The 14042-nt window shown below is 71.8% G+C and carries 12 protein-coding genes and 1 pseudogene; 4 read left to right on the plus strand and 9 right to left on the minus strand.

Annotated elements, in window-relative coordinates; genetic code table 11:
- Positions 1-26: 26 nt before the first annotated feature.
- The 5 genes from ABT147_RS15395 to ABT147_RS15415 form a co-directional block, all read right to left on the minus strand.
- Positions 27-701, minus strand: coding sequence for a L,D-transpeptidase family protein (locus ABT147_RS15395; protein ID WP_502983091.1), 675 nt, complete (start codon positions 699-701; stop codon positions 27-29).
- Between the two features lie 263 nt (positions 702-964).
- Entirely contained in the window at positions 965-3598 is a 2634-nt protein-coding gene (locus ABT147_RS15400; RefSeq protein WP_351405950.1) for an SdrD B-like domain-containing protein, read from the minus strand.
- A gap of 326 nt (positions 3599-3924) precedes the next feature.
- Positions 3925-7059: a SpoIIE family protein phosphatase gene (locus ABT147_RS15405; RefSeq protein WP_351405952.1), complete on the minus strand. Its 3135-nt coding sequence runs from the start codon at positions 7057-7059 to the stop codon at positions 3925-3927.
- A 405-nt stretch (positions 7060-7464) separates the two neighbouring features.
- On the minus strand, positions 7465-7857 hold the full coding sequence (locus ABT147_RS15410; protein ID WP_351405954.1) for an SCO5389 family protein: 393 nt from the start codon (positions 7855-7857) through the stop codon (positions 7465-7467).
- A gap of 17 nt (positions 7858-7874) precedes the next feature.
- On the minus strand, positions 7875-8909 hold the full coding sequence (locus ABT147_RS15415) for an ATP-binding protein (protein WP_351405956.1): 1035 nt from the start codon (positions 8907-8909) through the stop codon (positions 7875-7877).
- A gap of 523 nt (positions 8910-9432) precedes the next feature.
- On the opposite strand from ABT147_RS15415, the gene ABT147_RS15420 reads away from it, so the two are divergent.
- On the plus strand, positions 9433-10398 hold the full coding sequence (locus ABT147_RS15420; protein WP_351405958.1) for an LAVTG motif-containing sortase-dependent surface protein: 966 nt from the start codon (positions 9433-9435) through the stop codon (positions 10396-10398).
- 248 nt (positions 10399-10646) lie between these two features.
- On the opposite strand, the gene ABT147_RS15425 is transcribed toward ABT147_RS15420, so the two are convergent.
- From ABT147_RS15425 to ABT147_RS15435, 3 genes and pseudogenes are all read right to left on the minus strand, one after another.
- Positions 10647-11030 (minus strand): hypothetical protein, encoded by a 384-nt coding sequence (locus ABT147_RS15425; protein ID WP_351405960.1) that lies wholly within the window; start codon positions 11028-11030, stop codon positions 10647-10649.
- Between the two features lie 131 nt (positions 11031-11161).
- Positions 11162-11448: pseudogene (locus ABT147_RS15430) on the minus strand (hypothetical protein).
- A 5-nt stretch (positions 11449-11453) separates the two neighbouring features.
- Positions 11454-11768 carry a hypothetical protein gene (locus ABT147_RS15435; RefSeq protein WP_351405962.1) on the minus strand — a complete coding sequence of 105 codons (315 nt, stop codon included), beginning with the start codon at positions 11766-11768 and terminating at the stop codon, positions 11454-11456.
- A 209-nt stretch (positions 11769-11977) separates the two neighbouring features.
- On the opposite strand from ABT147_RS15435, the gene ABT147_RS15440 reads away from it, so the two are divergent.
- Both ABT147_RS15440 and ABT147_RS15445 read left to right on the plus strand, forming a co-directional pair.
- Entirely contained in the window at positions 11978-12241 is a 264-nt protein-coding gene (locus ABT147_RS15440; protein WP_351406025.1) for a GntR family transcriptional regulator, read from the plus strand.
- Positions 12242-12488: 247 nt separating this feature from the next.
- The gene (locus ABT147_RS15445) at positions 12489-12929 is read left to right on the plus strand and encodes a hypothetical protein (protein WP_351405964.1); all 441 of its coding nucleotides are present in this window, start codon (positions 12489-12491) and stop codon (positions 12927-12929) included.
- Here the strand turns inward: ABT147_RS15445 and ABT147_RS15450 are convergent.
- Complete coding sequence (locus tag ABT147_RS15450; RefSeq protein ID WP_351405966.1) at positions 12911-13375, minus strand: DUF6174 domain-containing protein; 465 nt, start codon at positions 13373-13375, stop codon at positions 12911-12913. The genes ABT147_RS15445 and ABT147_RS15450 overlap by 19 nt on opposite strands.
- A gap of 142 nt (positions 13376-13517) precedes the next feature.
- On the opposite strand from ABT147_RS15450, the gene ABT147_RS15455 reads away from it, so the two are divergent.
- Positions 13518-13877, plus strand: a complete 360-nt coding sequence (locus ABT147_RS15455; protein ID WP_351405968.1) for a hypothetical protein — start codon at positions 13518-13520, stop codon at positions 13875-13877.
- Positions 13878-14042 lie beyond the last annotated feature (165 nt).

A 14042-nucleotide genomic window follows, 5' to 3' on the forward strand; every position in this document is an offset into this window, starting at 1 on the left:
TCCCCTGTCGGTCATGACTTCCACGCTCAGGACGCCGACACCGGCCGCATCGACCGCGACGTGCCCGGCTTGACACCCCATACATACACCGAGTCCCCCTCGTGCATGATCTTCCACAGTCGTTCCGCGTCCGCGTAGCGCAGGTTCACGCAGCCGTGGGAGCCGCCTCGGAAGAGGTCGTCGAGGACGCCGTGGAAGGCCTGGCCGTCGTTGAAGAACTGGGCGAACGGCATGGGGGCGTTGTCGTACAGGTCGGAGTAGTGGTCGCGGTTCTTCCAGTAGACCGTGTGCCAGCCGGTCCGGGTCTCCTGGCCGTCCTTGCCGGTGCGCGCGGGGACCGGCGCGAAGATCACCCGCTCGCCCCGCTGCACCCACACCAGCTGCCGGTCGAGGTCGACGCATGTCACCTGGTACGTCCGCACCGGGCACTTGCCGGCCGCGTTCGGGTTGGCGCGGGCCTGGACCACCAGCATCGTGCGGTAGGTGGCGAGGCCCGCGTAGCCGTCGGCCGGCTTCACCCCCGTGCGCTGCTGGAACGCGCGGATCGCCACGCAGTCGGCGGTGGACTGCCGGCCGTCCGCGGGAAGCTTGAGATGGCGCTCCAGGTCCCACTGGTACGGGCCGGTGCGTGTGGTGCAGGCCGGCGCGGGCGCCGACGCGGCGGCGGGGACCGCCGTCCAGCCCAGCAGCGCGGACGACACCACCGCGACCGTACGTATCCGGGTCTTCCGTGTTCGTGTCCTGGTCCTTCGTCGGGTCGTCAACGCGGCCTCCGGTACTCACTCACACACACTCACTCGCCGAACCCCCTCCCAGAGATACGGCATCCGGCCCGCCCCGGAGACGTCCTGCTGGGCCGAACGGGAACCCGCCCTCACCCTCGCCCTCATACGCGGCCGGGCCGCCCACCGGTGTCGTCCGGTGGGCGGCCCGGCCCGCGTGTCGGGCGCTGGTGGTCAGGGCGTCAGCACTTCTTCCCCTTGCACGGCTCTCCCCGCACGTTGAAGAGCTTCACGAGCAGCCCGTCGCCGTACGAGGCGTTCTTCGCGGTGAGGACGTACGGCCCGGTGACCGGCTGCCTCGGCTTGAGGTAGCCCTCGGGGACGTCGGTCTCCACCAGGTGGTACGTGCCGGGCAGGAGCGAGCCGAAGGCGCAGCGGCCGGTGCGGGAGGTGGCGCAGTCGTTGACGAACCGGTCCCGCTTCGGGCCGTGCCGCTGGAGGCCGCGGACGCCGTTGGTGTCCTGCCACAGCTCGAACACCGCGCCGGCCAGCGGCCGGTTGGTCTTCCTGTCCAGTTTCACGAGCGTCAGCCGCACCGGCTTGGTGAGGCCGGCGTCGACCGTGTGGTTCACATGGCCGGGGTCGCCGACGCGGACCGTGGTCCGGCCGTAGGCGTCGACGTCGGAGTCGATCGCGCGGTTCGCGCCGGCGTTCTTCACCGTCCACTTGAGGGAGGCGCGGCTCGGACGGCCCGGCAGGACCGTGGTGTCGACGCGGCCGTGGTCGAAGGAGACCCGGTAGGTGGTGTTCGGCCGCAGACCGCCCTGGCCCGGGCCGCTGCCGACGTAGTACTCGCCGTTCGCGTCGGTGTACGTCGTGAGGTCGGGGCCGGACGACAGCGGGTCGAGCGTCACCTTCACGCCCTTGACCGGCGGTTCGGACGGATCCTGGACGCCGTTGCCGTTGACGTCGTACCAGACGCGGTTGCCGATCTGGACGGGCGCGCGGTCGCAGACCATCTCCAGGTCGGCGAGACCGTTGCCCTTGCCGAAGAGCATGGCGCGCTGCGCGGCGTCGGCGCTCCAGGTCCGTTGGACCGTGAGGTTGCCCTCCGTCCTGCCCTTGTCGGCGTTCCACCGGCGTACGCCCTGTTCCCAGGGGTGGCGGTCGAACGGGTCGTAGACCGTGCTCCACAGCTTGTTCCGGTACGGCTGGAGGACCGTGCCGCCCTGGGTGACCTGGTCCTCGTACGCGTCGGCCAGTCTGGTCGAGTCGTCGTAGAACTCGCCGTGGCCCGGACCCTCGTCGTTGTTGGGCCGGGCGCCGTACAGCGCGTCGCACCGGGCGTTGTTCTCCAGCGTGTACGTCGCACGGGACTTGCACACGCGCAGTACGTCACCGGCGGCGACGGCCCTGACCAGGGGGCTGACCCGGGGCGCGTTGAACGGGTAGGTCGCCGTGCCCTGCATGTCGGCGAAGCGGTCGCGGAAGCCCAGGACCAGGTCGCCGTTGTCGGCGATCTCGATGTTGGACAGGATCGGCTGCGGCGCGGAGACGAAGGAGAGGTTCCCGGGCTTGGGGACGCGCTGGTTCCACGCCTCCCACATGGCGCTCAGCGGCCGGCCGACGCGGGCGGGCTTGCGGCAGCGGTGCGCGTTCGCGGGCGGTCCGGTGAACCGGTACGCGCAGCCGCGCGGGTAGTTCATCGCCGTGTGGAACAGCGGCCGGAACGAGCCCTTGGTGAACTCGTACACGTGCGAGGTGACCTGGGACGGGTCGCCCCACGGCGCCTTCCAGGTGACCGTGTTCTCCGCGCCGCACACCCCGCCGACGAGCACCCGCCCGCCGCGCACCCCGATGCCGTACGGGTGCCAGTGACCGGCGCACTCCTCCGGCTTGGGGATGACGTGCGACCGGTAGGTGCCGGGGTAGACCGCGTCGCCGCTGCCGCGGATCGGCACGGCGTACAGCCGGGAGTCGTTGAGACTGACCGCGTAGAGGGTCCTGCCGTCACCGGAGACGTCGACGTCGCCGATGCCCTCCCGGCCGACCCTGCTGTAGACCGGGTTGTCGCGCAGCCAGGCGTCGGCGTCGTCGTGCTCGGTCAGCAGGCCCGGCAGGGTGACGAAGGTGCTCACCCCGGAGGCGCTGTTGCGGCGGTAGATCGTGTTGGTCGCGCCGGCGGGACCGTACGCCGCGTGCCGCTTGACCAGGGTGCCCATGTACGTGTTGCCGGTCCGGTCGTTGCCGATGCCGAACACGGCGCCCTGCTGCGTGTTGTTGGTCAGCTGCTCGACCGTGCCGCCGGGATGGGTGTCGGAGAAGTTCCCCGAGAACCGCACCAGCCCCTTGTGGGTGTCGGGGGCGTCGCCCTTCGTCAGGTTGCAGGTCACCAAGTCCGGGTTCTCCTGGCAGTAGACCCCGGGCTCCCAGAAGCCGGTCGTGTACGTCGCGCTCCGGCCCCCGGCGACGTCCACGAAGCCGACGTTGGAGCGCATGACGCGCGGGCCGCCGCCGAGGCCCGCGAGCGCGGGCTGGAGGGTGCGGGGGTCCGGGTTGTAGGCCTGGACGCGGTACTTGCCGCCGCGCAGCGGGGAGGCCGCCGGCTGGAACCAGGCGATGCCGTAGGCGTTGGTGGTCCGGCTCACCTCGGCGCCGTGGTCGTCGGTCAGGGTGACCCGCACACCCTCGCGGCCCTTCTCCAGACCGTGGTCGTACGTCCCGTCGGCGTCCACCTCGTTGACGACCCGTACGGTCACGGTGCCGTCGCCGGGTGCCCTGCCCTCCGCGATGCCCCTGGCGCCGGGAGGGGCGGGGACCGCCTCGCCGGCCAGTCCGACCACCAGCGCCGCCGAGACGGCCAGGGTCAGACCCACGCCCCCCGGTGTTCTTCGCTTCACGCCACGTCCCTCTTCTCCTGATGTCCAGCCGCGGCGACGGAGCCCGGTGCCCGAAGCCGACCCCTGCATTCATATGAAGTGCCAACCGCCACTAATCAGGCTGAACGGGGCACGGGGAGGCGCGAGGGGGGACCGATCTGCCGGAAATGTGGAGATTCGGGGGAGGCGGGGAGGGCGGGCGAGGGGGCGGGTGCCCGGCGATTTCATCCGGTCGGGCCAACGGGGGCGTCCCCGCATGGCGTACCGCGGGGACTGCCGGTAGGCCGGTCGGACCGGTCAGGCCGGTGCGCGCGGCCGTGACGTCAGGCCGACGGATCCGTCAGCGGGTCCGCCAGTGACTGTTCCGCCCAGATCACCTTGCCGTCGGGCAGGAAGCGGGTGCCCCAGCGCTGGGTGAACTGGGAGATGAGGAAGAGACCGCGGCCGCCCTCGTCGGTGGTGCGCGGGTGGCGCAGATGGGGCGCGGTGGCGCCGCCGTCGAACACCTCGCAGATCAGGGTGCGTTCGAGGACGAGCCGCAGCCGGATCGGCCCGGCGGCGTGCCGGATCGCGTTGGTCACCAGCTCGCTGACGACCAGTTCGGTGGTGAACGCCAGCTCCTCCAGCCCCCATACGCCGAGCTGCCGGGCGGTGGTCTTCCGGGCCTCGGCGACCAGCGCCGGGTCGGCCGGCAGCTCCCAGGAGGCGACCCGGTGGGCGGGCAGCCGCCGGGTGCGGGCCAGGAGGAGGGCGACGTCGTCGGTGGGGCGGGCCGGGGCGAGGGAGTCGAGGACGCGCTGGGCGTGCCGTTCGAGGGAGGGCTCGGGCCGGGCCAGGGCACGGCACAGCGCCTCGCGGGAGGCCCCGGCGAGCAGTCCGTCGGTGTGCAGGGCGATGACGGTGCCCTCGGGGAGGTCCGTCTCCAGCGCCTCGAAGGGCCGCTGGTCGACGCCGAGCGCCGGTCCCTCGGGCAGCTCGGGGAAGGTGACCGTGCCGTCGGGGGCGACCAGGGCCGGGGCGAAGGGCCCGGCGGCGGCCATCGCGCACGTCCCCGACACCGGGTCGTGGACGACGTACAGACAGCGCGCCCCGACCGTCTGCCCGCTGCCGCCGCCCGGCTCGGCCCCCTCCTGCCGCGCCGACTTGGCGACCATGTCGTCGAGGTGGGCGAGCACCTCGTCCGGCGGCAGATCGAGGTCGGCGAGGGTGCGGACGGCCGTACGGAGGCGGCCCATGGCGGCGGCGCCGTCGATGCCGTGGCCCGCGACCTCGCCGATCACGAGCGCCACGCGGGCGCCGGACAGCGGGATGACGTCGTACCAGTCGCCGCCGAGGCCGGTCAGCTCGTCGGCGGGACGGTAGCGGACGGCGACCTCGGCCGCGTCCTGCTCGGGCAGCCGGCGCGGCAGCAGACTGCGTTGGAGGACGAGCGCGGCGTCGCGTTCGCGCGTGTACCGGCGCGCGTTGTCGACGCAGACGGCGGCCCGGCGCACCAACTCCTCGGCGAGACCCAGGTCGACCGCGTCGAAGGGGTCGAGACGGTCGCGGCGGAAGAACGTCGTGATCCCGAGCGTGATGCCGCGCGCCCGCACCGGCACGATCATCGCGCTGTGCAGCCCGAGCGCCTCCACGGGCACCGCCCGGCCGCCCGGCACCGCCACGGCCCACTCCGCCGACAGCGGGTCGAGCCTCGGCTCCGACCACGACCGGCCGCCGACCAGGGCCCGCACCGGGGGCGACCCGGCGGCGTACGCGGCGAGCGCGCCGACCTCCAGGACGGCTTCCGGCACCCCGGCGTGCACGGACTGCTGGGCGACCCGCCGCAGCGGGACGGAACCGTCGCCGAGGGGGCCCGGTTCGGCGCCGCGCAGTACGGAGTCCAGCAGGTCCACGGTCACGAAGTCGGCGAGCGCCGGTACGACGACGTCCGCCAGCTCCTGCGCGGTCCGCCGTACGTCGAGGGTGCGGCCGATGTGTTCACCGGCCCGGTCCAGCAGGGCGAGACGGGTGCGGGCGCGGTGCCGCTCCGTCACGTCGATCACGGTGTAGTACACGCCGATGGGCCGCCCGTGGTCGTCCTCCAGCCGCGTGAACGACATCGCGTGCGCGGTCTCGCGGTACGGCGCCGACCGCACCCGGCCCACGTGTTCGTAGTCGAGCACGGGCACGCCCGTCTCCAGCACCCGCCGCATCTGCGCCTCGATGCGCTCGGCGTCGAGCCCCGGCTGCACCTCCGCGAGCCGCAGCCCCACCCGCTCGTGCGCCCGCCCGCCGCCGAACCGCTCCAACGCCGCGTTCGACCACACGAACCGCAGCTCCGTGTCCACTATCGCGATCCCCACGGGCGACCACGTCGTCATCCGCTCCAGCACGTTCCGGCTCATGTCCCAGCCGGGCGCCTGGGTGGCATCGGAGACGAGCGCGACCCAGTGGGCGGGGCTGAGGGGGTCGGAGGGGGTGGGGGTGTCGGGGGAGGGGGGCTGCGAGGGGGGTGGGGGCGAGGAGAAGGGCAGGCGGGCGGACGGGGACGCGGGGCGGGAAGCGGCGGGGGTGGGAGGGGGCGTGCTCTGCCGGGCCGGTGGGCTGCCGGGGGGCTGAGCGGCGGGCCAGGCGCCGCGCTCCTGGGCCGGGGCGCGCCCGGACGTGGGTGCGGACGGCCGGGGGGTGGTCCGCTCCGCTGGGGGCGCGGTCCGGGGTGGGGCGGTGTGCGGTGACGGCGTGCGGGGTGGCGACGTGTGCGGTGGCTCGGTGTGTGGCGATGGCGCGCGTGGTGGGGCGGGCTTGGGCGGGGGCGGGCCCGGGGTCCGCCGTGGTGGGCTTCCGGTGTTCCCGGCGGCCGGCCAGGTGCCCGCCTCCCGGGCGGGGGCGCGCCCGACCTCCGGGGAGGCGGGGGCCGGGGCGGACGGGGGAGCCGGAGGTGGCGCGGTGGTCCGGGGCGCGTCGGGGTAACCGGGGCGCGGGGCGGGCCAGGTGGCACGGGCCGCGGCCGAGGCCGCCGCGTCGGCGGAACCTGCAGAACCGGCGGAATCAGCCGAACCGGCGGAACCGTCCGCCGGAGCCGGAGCCGGAGCCGGAGCCGGAGCCGGAGCCGAAGTGAGTGTCGCCGTCGCCGTCGCCGTCGGCGTGGGCGTCGGCACGGTCGAGGACGCCTCCCGCGTAGGAACCACGCGGACCATCACCCTCACCCGGTGGCCGTCGCGGTGGCGGGCGGTGAGGAGGCCGGACCAGCCGCCGAGGGCGCGATGGGTTTCGGCCAGCCGGCCGATGCGTTCGCCGTCCTCGTCGACCAGGAGCGTACGGACGCTACGGCCCAGGATCTCGGCCGCCGGATACCCGAAGAGCCGCTCCGCGTCCCGGGTCCAGCTCGTCACGAACCCGTCCGCGTCGATCAGCAACGGCGCGGCGTCGGCCACGTCGAAGCGCTGACGGGAAACGGCACTGTCCCTGTCGGTCCCCACGGCGACCCTCTCTGTCGCTGAGACGCCCTCGGACCCCATTATTCACCTTGTGTGATCGCAGGTGGGCCAACTCGTGACGGCGCAAATCACACGGCCGCACGCCGTGGCGCGCGGACCGGCACACGCCACCCCTCCACCAGCCGTACGACCGCCGCGCACGCGACCCACGGGACCGGGCGGGATCGGGCGCGATCGGGACGAAGCCGCCCGCACGAACACCCCGAAGCCGCACACACGGACGCCTCCGCCCCCGCCCGCCCATGCAGCCGTACGCCGGTAATGCGCCCCCGTACGCCCCCCGAGCTCCGGCATGTCGAAGCGACCGCCCCCTCCGCGGGAGGGGTGCGGAGGGGGCGGTCGATGGCCGGATCAGGCCTATGAGGGAGGCGTGGCTGCGTGCTCGGTTCAGCAGTCGCGGAACTCCGGCGACTGGTTGAGGATCTGCGACCGCAGCGAGGTGAAACGGGCGTACGTCGCCCCGCCGCGCGCCTCCGTCGGGAAGACCGCCACCCGGTGGCAGTTCTGGAAGGCGAGCGCCACCCCGAAGTGCCGCTCCAGGCTCCCCCGGATCGCGTCGCTGGACAGCGCCCGCAGCAGCTGCCCCCGCTCCCGCTCCGAGGGCGGCGGGGTCTGGTTGTCGGCGAACTCGGCGGTACCCGCGCGCAGTTCACCGATGAGCGAGGCGATGAGGTCGTACGCGTACGGCAGCGACGTACGGACCGTTTGCACGAACTCCTCCTCCCGCACCTCGCCCTTCTCGGCATCGGCGAGCAGCTGCGGGGAGACGTCGAGCGACATGGATGTTCCTGTTCTGATCAGAAGGAGACTGTGGAGGGGGCGCCGGACTCGGCGGACCCGCTGCCGGACTCGGCGGGCCCGCCGCCCGACCCGGCGGCGGCGAGGGCCTCCGGTCCGTGGCGGAACCCCGGGTCCACCTGGGCGGCCAGGTCGTGCCCGGTGGCGTCGTTGGCCCAGGCGGCGGCGTTGCGGAGATGGAACTCGACGGCGTGGCGCTGGAAGGTGGCCCAGTCCTTCGTACGGGCGTCGACCGCGTCCTTCAGCTGCGTCAGCGCATGCAGGTTGTGCGCCTCCAACTCGCCCTGTTCCCGCCCCTGTTCCTGCGCGCGGACGTACGACGACTGCACGCAGTACGCCAACAGGTCGTCACCGACGTGCTCCTTGAGGAAGAGCAGGTCCTCCTCGCCGGTGACCTTGTTGCCGACGACGGCGATCGGGATGCCGAACTCGGCGGCGTGCTCCCGGTACTGCCGGTACACGGAGACGCTCTTCCGGGTCGGCTCGACGACCAGGAAGGTCATGTCGAACCGGGTGAAGAGCCCGGAGGCGAAGGCGTCCGCGCCGGCGGTCATGTCGACGACGACGTACTCGCCGGGCCCGTCGACGAGATGGTTGAGGTACAGCTCCACCGCGCCGAGCTTGGAGTGGTAGCAGGCCACTCCGAGGTCGCTCTCGTCGAAGGCGCCGGTGACCATGAGCGGCACGCCGTCGACGCGCTGGACGTGCCGGGTGTGGATCTCGTCGTCGCCGAGGAGCCGCAGCAGCCGTGAACCCCGGCCCGGCGGGGTCGTCTTGACCATGGCCGCGCGGGAGACGATCCGCGGGTTGGTGCCGCGGAGGTGGTCCTTGATCTCGCCGGTCCGCGCGCTCAGCGGTGGCGCGCCGAAGGTGTCGCCCGCGTCCTCGTCGAGGCCGAGGGCGTGCGCGAGGTGCTGGTTGATGTCACCGTCGATCGCCACGAGCGGCGCGCCCGACCGGGCGAGGTGCCGGGCGAAGAGCGCGGAGAGCGTCGTCTTGCCGCTGCCGCCCTTGCCTACGAAGGCCACGCGCATGGACCGTCACCCCGCTCGCTCTCGGCGGCACCCTTGACGCCGATAATGAAAATGGATGTCATGAACGTAGAGTCGGGAGCGACGGTCGGCTTGTCAAATCCGCCCCCGATCAACTCCCTTGTGCAAGTAAGCGAGTTGGTGAACCTTTTGCGGTGGGCCCCGGTCCTTGGGTCCCGCATGGGGACCTCATGGTGTCTCGATGGTTTCCCGATGGTGTCCCGATGGTTTCCCGGAGGAACTGATTCCCCTTGTGTCCCATATGTGCCCACGCGCAGTGCGGACGTGCCTGACGAACCGTCGAAGTCCCTGCCCCGGTCGGCGTTTGCCGAGGTTGACAGCCCCTACCCCTTGGTAAACGATGTGCACACCCTGTGGCTCAAGTGACCCCTGAGCCCGGTGTTTTCTTCGACCACTCACACCCCCGGCGCGGCCTCCGACAGCTTCGTGCTGCCGTGCTGCCGCCGCGCCCAGGGCCTCGTACGTTCCGACGTTCTGACTTTCCGAGTTCGAGAATGGGATCTGCATGTCCATAGCGAGACGTGTCATCGTGAGCCGCCTGGTGGGGACGGGCATCGCCGCTCTTGCGCTGAGCGCGGCGGTCTCGGCTCCGGCCTTCGCCACCGGCACACCCGGCGGCGACGGCTGGGGCAAGAAGAGCTACGCCCCCGGCCAGGGTGCGGGCACGGCCACCGAGACCGACCGCTGCGAGTTCTCGCTGGACGGCGTGACGTTCGCCGACTGGGTCAAGCTCGACGACCAGAACCTCAAGCCCACCGAGGACGGCAAGGTCCACATCAAGGTCCGCGCCGCCTCCGACGCCACGACCTGCACGGTCTCCCTCGCGTCCTACCTCGCCCACGGCCCGACCTTCGCCACCTCCGGCGAGCAGGTCTTCGTCGACTTCGACACGGTGACGGTCAAGCAGGGCGGGACGGACTCCCTGGACATCGCGGTCCCCGACGCGGGCTGCTACGGCCAGGTCGACCTCTACCGGGGGAAGGTGAAGTTCGACGGCAAGCTCGACGCGAAGGACGGCTTCGAGCACGGCGACGTCCCCAAGGGCCCCGACCGCCCCGTCATCAAGGACAAGCTGATCGCGGCCTGGAACGGCGGCACGAAGGACTGCACGACGGAGCAGCCCCCGGCCGAGGAGAACCCGCCGGCGGAGGAGCAGCCCCCGTCCGACGAGCAGCCGCCGACCGAGGAGACCCCGCCGGCCGGCGAGCAGCCCCCGGCCGACGAGAACCCGCCCGCGGACGAGCAGCCCCCGGCCGGCGACACCCCCAAGACCGAGTCCTCGCCCTCCCCGTCCCCCTCCGACTCCACCCCGGCCGCCCCCACCCCCAACGGCGGCGAGCCCGGCGACCTCGCCGAGACGGGCGGCGGCAACGCCATCCCGATCGCGCTCGGCGCGGCGGGCCTCGTCGCCGCGGGCGGCGTCATCTTCGCGGTCACCCGTCGCAAGAGCACGAACCGCACGGCTTCGTGACGGAACGCCAGACGGCATGAACATCTGCGGCGCCCGGCCTCATCCGAGGCCGGGCGCCGCGTCGGTGTGCCCCTGGTGACGACTCGGCGCACGTCGACGTAGTCCCCGCTGGCCTTGCCCGCGGAGGTGGCGCTGCTGCCGCCGAAGGCCCAGCGCCAGTAACCGTCGGCGGTGGCTACGGCATCGGCTACGCACTCGCCCTCGGCTCCCAGCTACCGGACCGCGCCCGGCTACCGGACCACGCCCGGCTACAACGCCGCCCCGCGAAAGCGGGCCAGGAGAGCCTGGGCCCGCTCGGCGCCCGCGTCGAAGAACTGCGTGGACAGCGTCGGCGGCACAGCGGCCCCGTGCATCCGCACCTCGTCGCAGGAGAAGCAGAACGCCGCCTCGAACAAGGCCAGGTCGAGGTCGTCTCCGTACGCTCGAATCCCCCACCCGGGCGAGAACCCACAACGATGCCGCACACTCCCGGGCAGGCTCTCGACCAGGTCCAGGACCTCGCCGACCTCGTCCCCGGCCCAGTGACCGACCACTTCGCCGGGGTACGGGCCACCCCTCCTGCCCGGAAGCCCGGAGATCCTCACGACCTCGATCAGCGCGGTGACGGCGACGGCGGGTGCGGGGAGCTGCATGCACGCAGTCTGCCTGCCGGGCCGACGGGGCGCCTACGGCGTGGCAGGTCACCCAACTCGGTGGCGGGAGGCCGCTCCACCACCTCAAGGCAGCGGCGGGCTCTGCCCTGTGCGCTGAGGACCGGCAGCGGTCAGTCGAGCCGCCGCCCCAGCCTCTGCCCCCGACTCTCGGCCACCCGAAGCGCGTCGCCGAGTGCCCCACTCAACCGCTCGGCGAGAAACCGGAGTTCACCACCCGAAGCGTCGCCCGCCAACATCCCGGCCGCATGAGCAAGCAACTCCCCCCCATCCCCAGCTGATCGACCTCCGTGGCATCGGCCAGCCGAGACACCGTCCCGCCATCCCCATCGGTGACCAGATAGCAAGCCTTGCCCTCGCCACCGACCCAGGGCAACAGCCTCACCTCACCCGCCTCCATCCCCATCAGGCGACCTCCATCCCATGAATCCAGCACGGCCCGGGCATGTCCAACCCCATCACCGCCATGGCCAACTCCCGCCGCCGCAGCCGTTGCTCGTGGGCGGCGAGGTAGGGGCGTACGGCGATGGTGGAGGCGCCGTCGAAATGCTCGTCGAGCCCGTACGGGGATCGATGTGCGGGGAGGGGAGTCGGAGGTGTCTCCGCCCAGCTGGCGGGCGGCGGCACGACGACGAGACGGTCCCCAGCCCGCCGCCTACCCGTCCCGGGATTGAACAGAAGCCGCAGCCGCATGGCGATACGGCCGATAAAGTCGTGCACTGTCAGCGCTCCTTGGGCAGCGTCGGCCACGCCCCGGGAGGTCTCGACCACCTCGCCGGGGCTCTCTTCTTCTCCGAACTGAAGGTACGCAGGGACATAGCCCTCTGTATACAAGTGCAGAGGGATCCACTCGAATGGGTAGGGTGGTGACTGTCTACGTTGGACATGTGAGCGATACAGAGGAGCCGGAGCAGAAGCCCCTGGACCCCATGAGCGCGCGACCGCTCTACGTCCAGCTGGCCGACATCGTCGAGCGCAAGATCGCCTCAGGCGAGCTGGCCCCCGACAGGCCGATCCCCTCAGAGAACCACCTCGCCGACGCATACGGCGTCGCCCGACTCACCGTCCGCCGGGCCACCCAGGAACTCCGCGAGCGCGGGCTCGTGGTGACCGTGCGTGGAAAGGGATCCTTCGTCGTCGAACAGCCGCCCACGCGGACGTCTGCCGAAGGCGACGCCCTACCCGGTGAGTGAGCGTCCGCGCGCCGGGCGAAAAGTTGGCGGTGAAGATCGATGCCGACAACCGCGCCGGCGGCTGCCAGCGTCGCGGTCCGGCACCTGTGCGGGCCTGAACAGGCCCTGGTCGGTAGAGCTCGGAAAGCGCCGGGCGGGGATCCGGGATTGAGTAATTCGCGGTCGTCACACGTACCCACATGCGGAGCGCATTCGGTACGAGAACCCACGAAGCCCCCGGTACGAGAACGCGAACGGAGATCAGGCCATGGTGAGGAAGCTGTCGCGTGGTGTCGCGTTGGCTGCGAGCCTGGCTGTCCTGCCCTTGACGGCGGCGTGCAGCGGTGGTGACGGCAAGGCCTCGGGCAAGGCGAGTGACGAGTCCAGCCCTGTCTCCGCGGTGGTCGCGCCGGCCAGGGTCGAGGTGATCGCCGAGCTCACCGGGTGCGAGGTGAAGATCCGGACCGAGGCGGAGGAGTTGCGGGAGGGTGTGTGTCAGACCTCTGTGGGGGACTACCTCGTCACCACCTTCCCCAAGGACGAACTGAAGGAAGTCTGGCTGGAGTCCGCCTCCATGTACGGCGGCAAGTACCTGGTCGGGCCGCGTTGGGCCATCTCCGCCAAACCTGACGTGCTCAAGCAGCTGAAGACCAAGGTGGGTGGCACGATCCGGGATCTGAGTCAGCCGAGTCAGCCGAGTGCCTCGTAGTCGCTGAGGGCGTACGCCTCCTCGTCGTCGATCGCGTTCTCCTTCCAGTCGATAAAGATGCTGGTCGGGCGGCCGTCTTTCGCGTGCTCGACGTGTACGACGTCCGCGCGCTCTTCCCGTGCCGCCTCCGTCTGCGCCAACAGCTCCGCGATGGTGGGCACTTCGGTCCGCTTCCGCTCCACCACCCGGCGTCCGCTCCCATCGACCCCGGCGGCCTTCACGACCTTCCCGTCCCGGACCGTCACCTCGAACGTCCCGATCAGCGGCCGGTCACCCCCGCTCGACTGCAGCTTGTAGGTGTATGCCGAGGGCTCCTGCCAGTCGGTCGCTGTCGCCGTCGTCGACTCCTCCCCGCATGCGGAGAGCGCCCACAGCGACGTCCCGGTCATCACGGCGGCGGATACAGCGCGGCGTCGTACTCGTCCGGCAGCGGTCGTCGTCGGCATGGTGGCCCCCTTCGTGGACGGTCACCACTGAGACGCCGCGCGGGCCGACAATGCTCGGCGGGGCTTCCGGCCGACACACAGTCCAGGCGCGGCGGCGGCCGGAAGGCTCGGTTCGAGGGCGGGCAACCGGCAGGATGGGCTCATGACGAAGCTCTCCGTACAGTCGGTCCGGCGTGGCTCCTCCTCCGGTTCGGTGCTGTCGCTGTGGTCGCAGGACTCCGTGTTGTCGATCGGGTCGGTCGGCTCGGTGCTGTCCGTGGGGTCCGTCGGGTCGGCCCTGTCGGTCGGGTCGATCGGGAGTGCCCTGTCGGTCGGCTCGATCGGGTCGTCCCTGTCGCTGATCTCGACCGGCTCGTGGCTGAGTACGGGGTCGTTGTTCTCCGCGCAGTCGCGGTGGTCGGTGCTGTCGTGGCGTTCCCGCGGTGGCTTCATGGCCGTGGGAGCGGTGGGGGTGGCGGCCGGGGGTGCCCTGTTGGCAGCCCGGCAGCTACACAAGGCCTAGAACCTGGCTGGTGTTCGAGGCGGAGGCTGACGGCTCGGTTGCGGCCCCGTACAAACGCATGAGCCCCGCTTCGCATCAAGCGAAGCGGGGCTCATGTCACTGGAGCGCCGGGCAGGCCTTGCACCTGCATTTCCCCGCAGGAAGCGGGGCGTCTTTCCTTGGACC

Origin of the sequence: Streptomyces sp. NPDC001868 (genome assembly GCF_040297125.1) — a bacterium.
Classification (GTDB): domain Bacteria; phylum Actinomycetota; class Actinomycetes; order Streptomycetales; family Streptomycetaceae; genus Streptomyces.

Bases quoted from the DNA above. Each gene is read 5' to 3' on its own strand.
- ABT147_RS15410 (WP_351405954.1), bottom strand. From the start codon at position 7,857: ATGTCGCTCGACGTCTCCCCGCAGCTGCTCGCCGATGCCGAGAAGGGC.
- ABT147_RS15415 (WP_351405956.1), bottom strand. From the start codon at position 8,909: ATGCGCGTGGCCTTCGTAGGCAAGGGCGGCAGCGGCAAGACGACGCTC.
- ABT147_RS15420 (WP_351405958.1), top strand. From the start codon at position 9,433: ATGTCCATAGCGAGACGTGTCATCGTGAGCCGCCTGGTGGGGACGGGC.
- ABT147_RS15425 (WP_351405960.1), bottom strand. From the start codon at position 11,030: ATGCAGCTCCCCGCACCCGCCGTCGCCGTCACCGCGCTGATCGAGGTC.
- ABT147_RS15440 (WP_351406025.1), top strand. From the start codon at position 11,978: ATGAGCGCGCGACCGCTCTACGTCCAGCTGGCCGACATCGTCGAGCGC.
- ABT147_RS15445 (WP_351405964.1), top strand. From the start codon at position 12,489: ATGGTGAGGAAGCTGTCGCGTGGTGTCGCGTTGGCTGCGAGCCTGGCT.
- ABT147_RS15450 (WP_351405966.1), bottom strand. From the start codon at position 13,375: ATGCCGACGACGACCGCTGCCGGACGAGTACGACGCCGCGCTGTATCC.
- ABT147_RS15455 (WP_351405968.1), top strand. From the start codon at position 13,518: ATGACGAAGCTCTCCGTACAGTCGGTCCGGCGTGGCTCCTCCTCCGGT.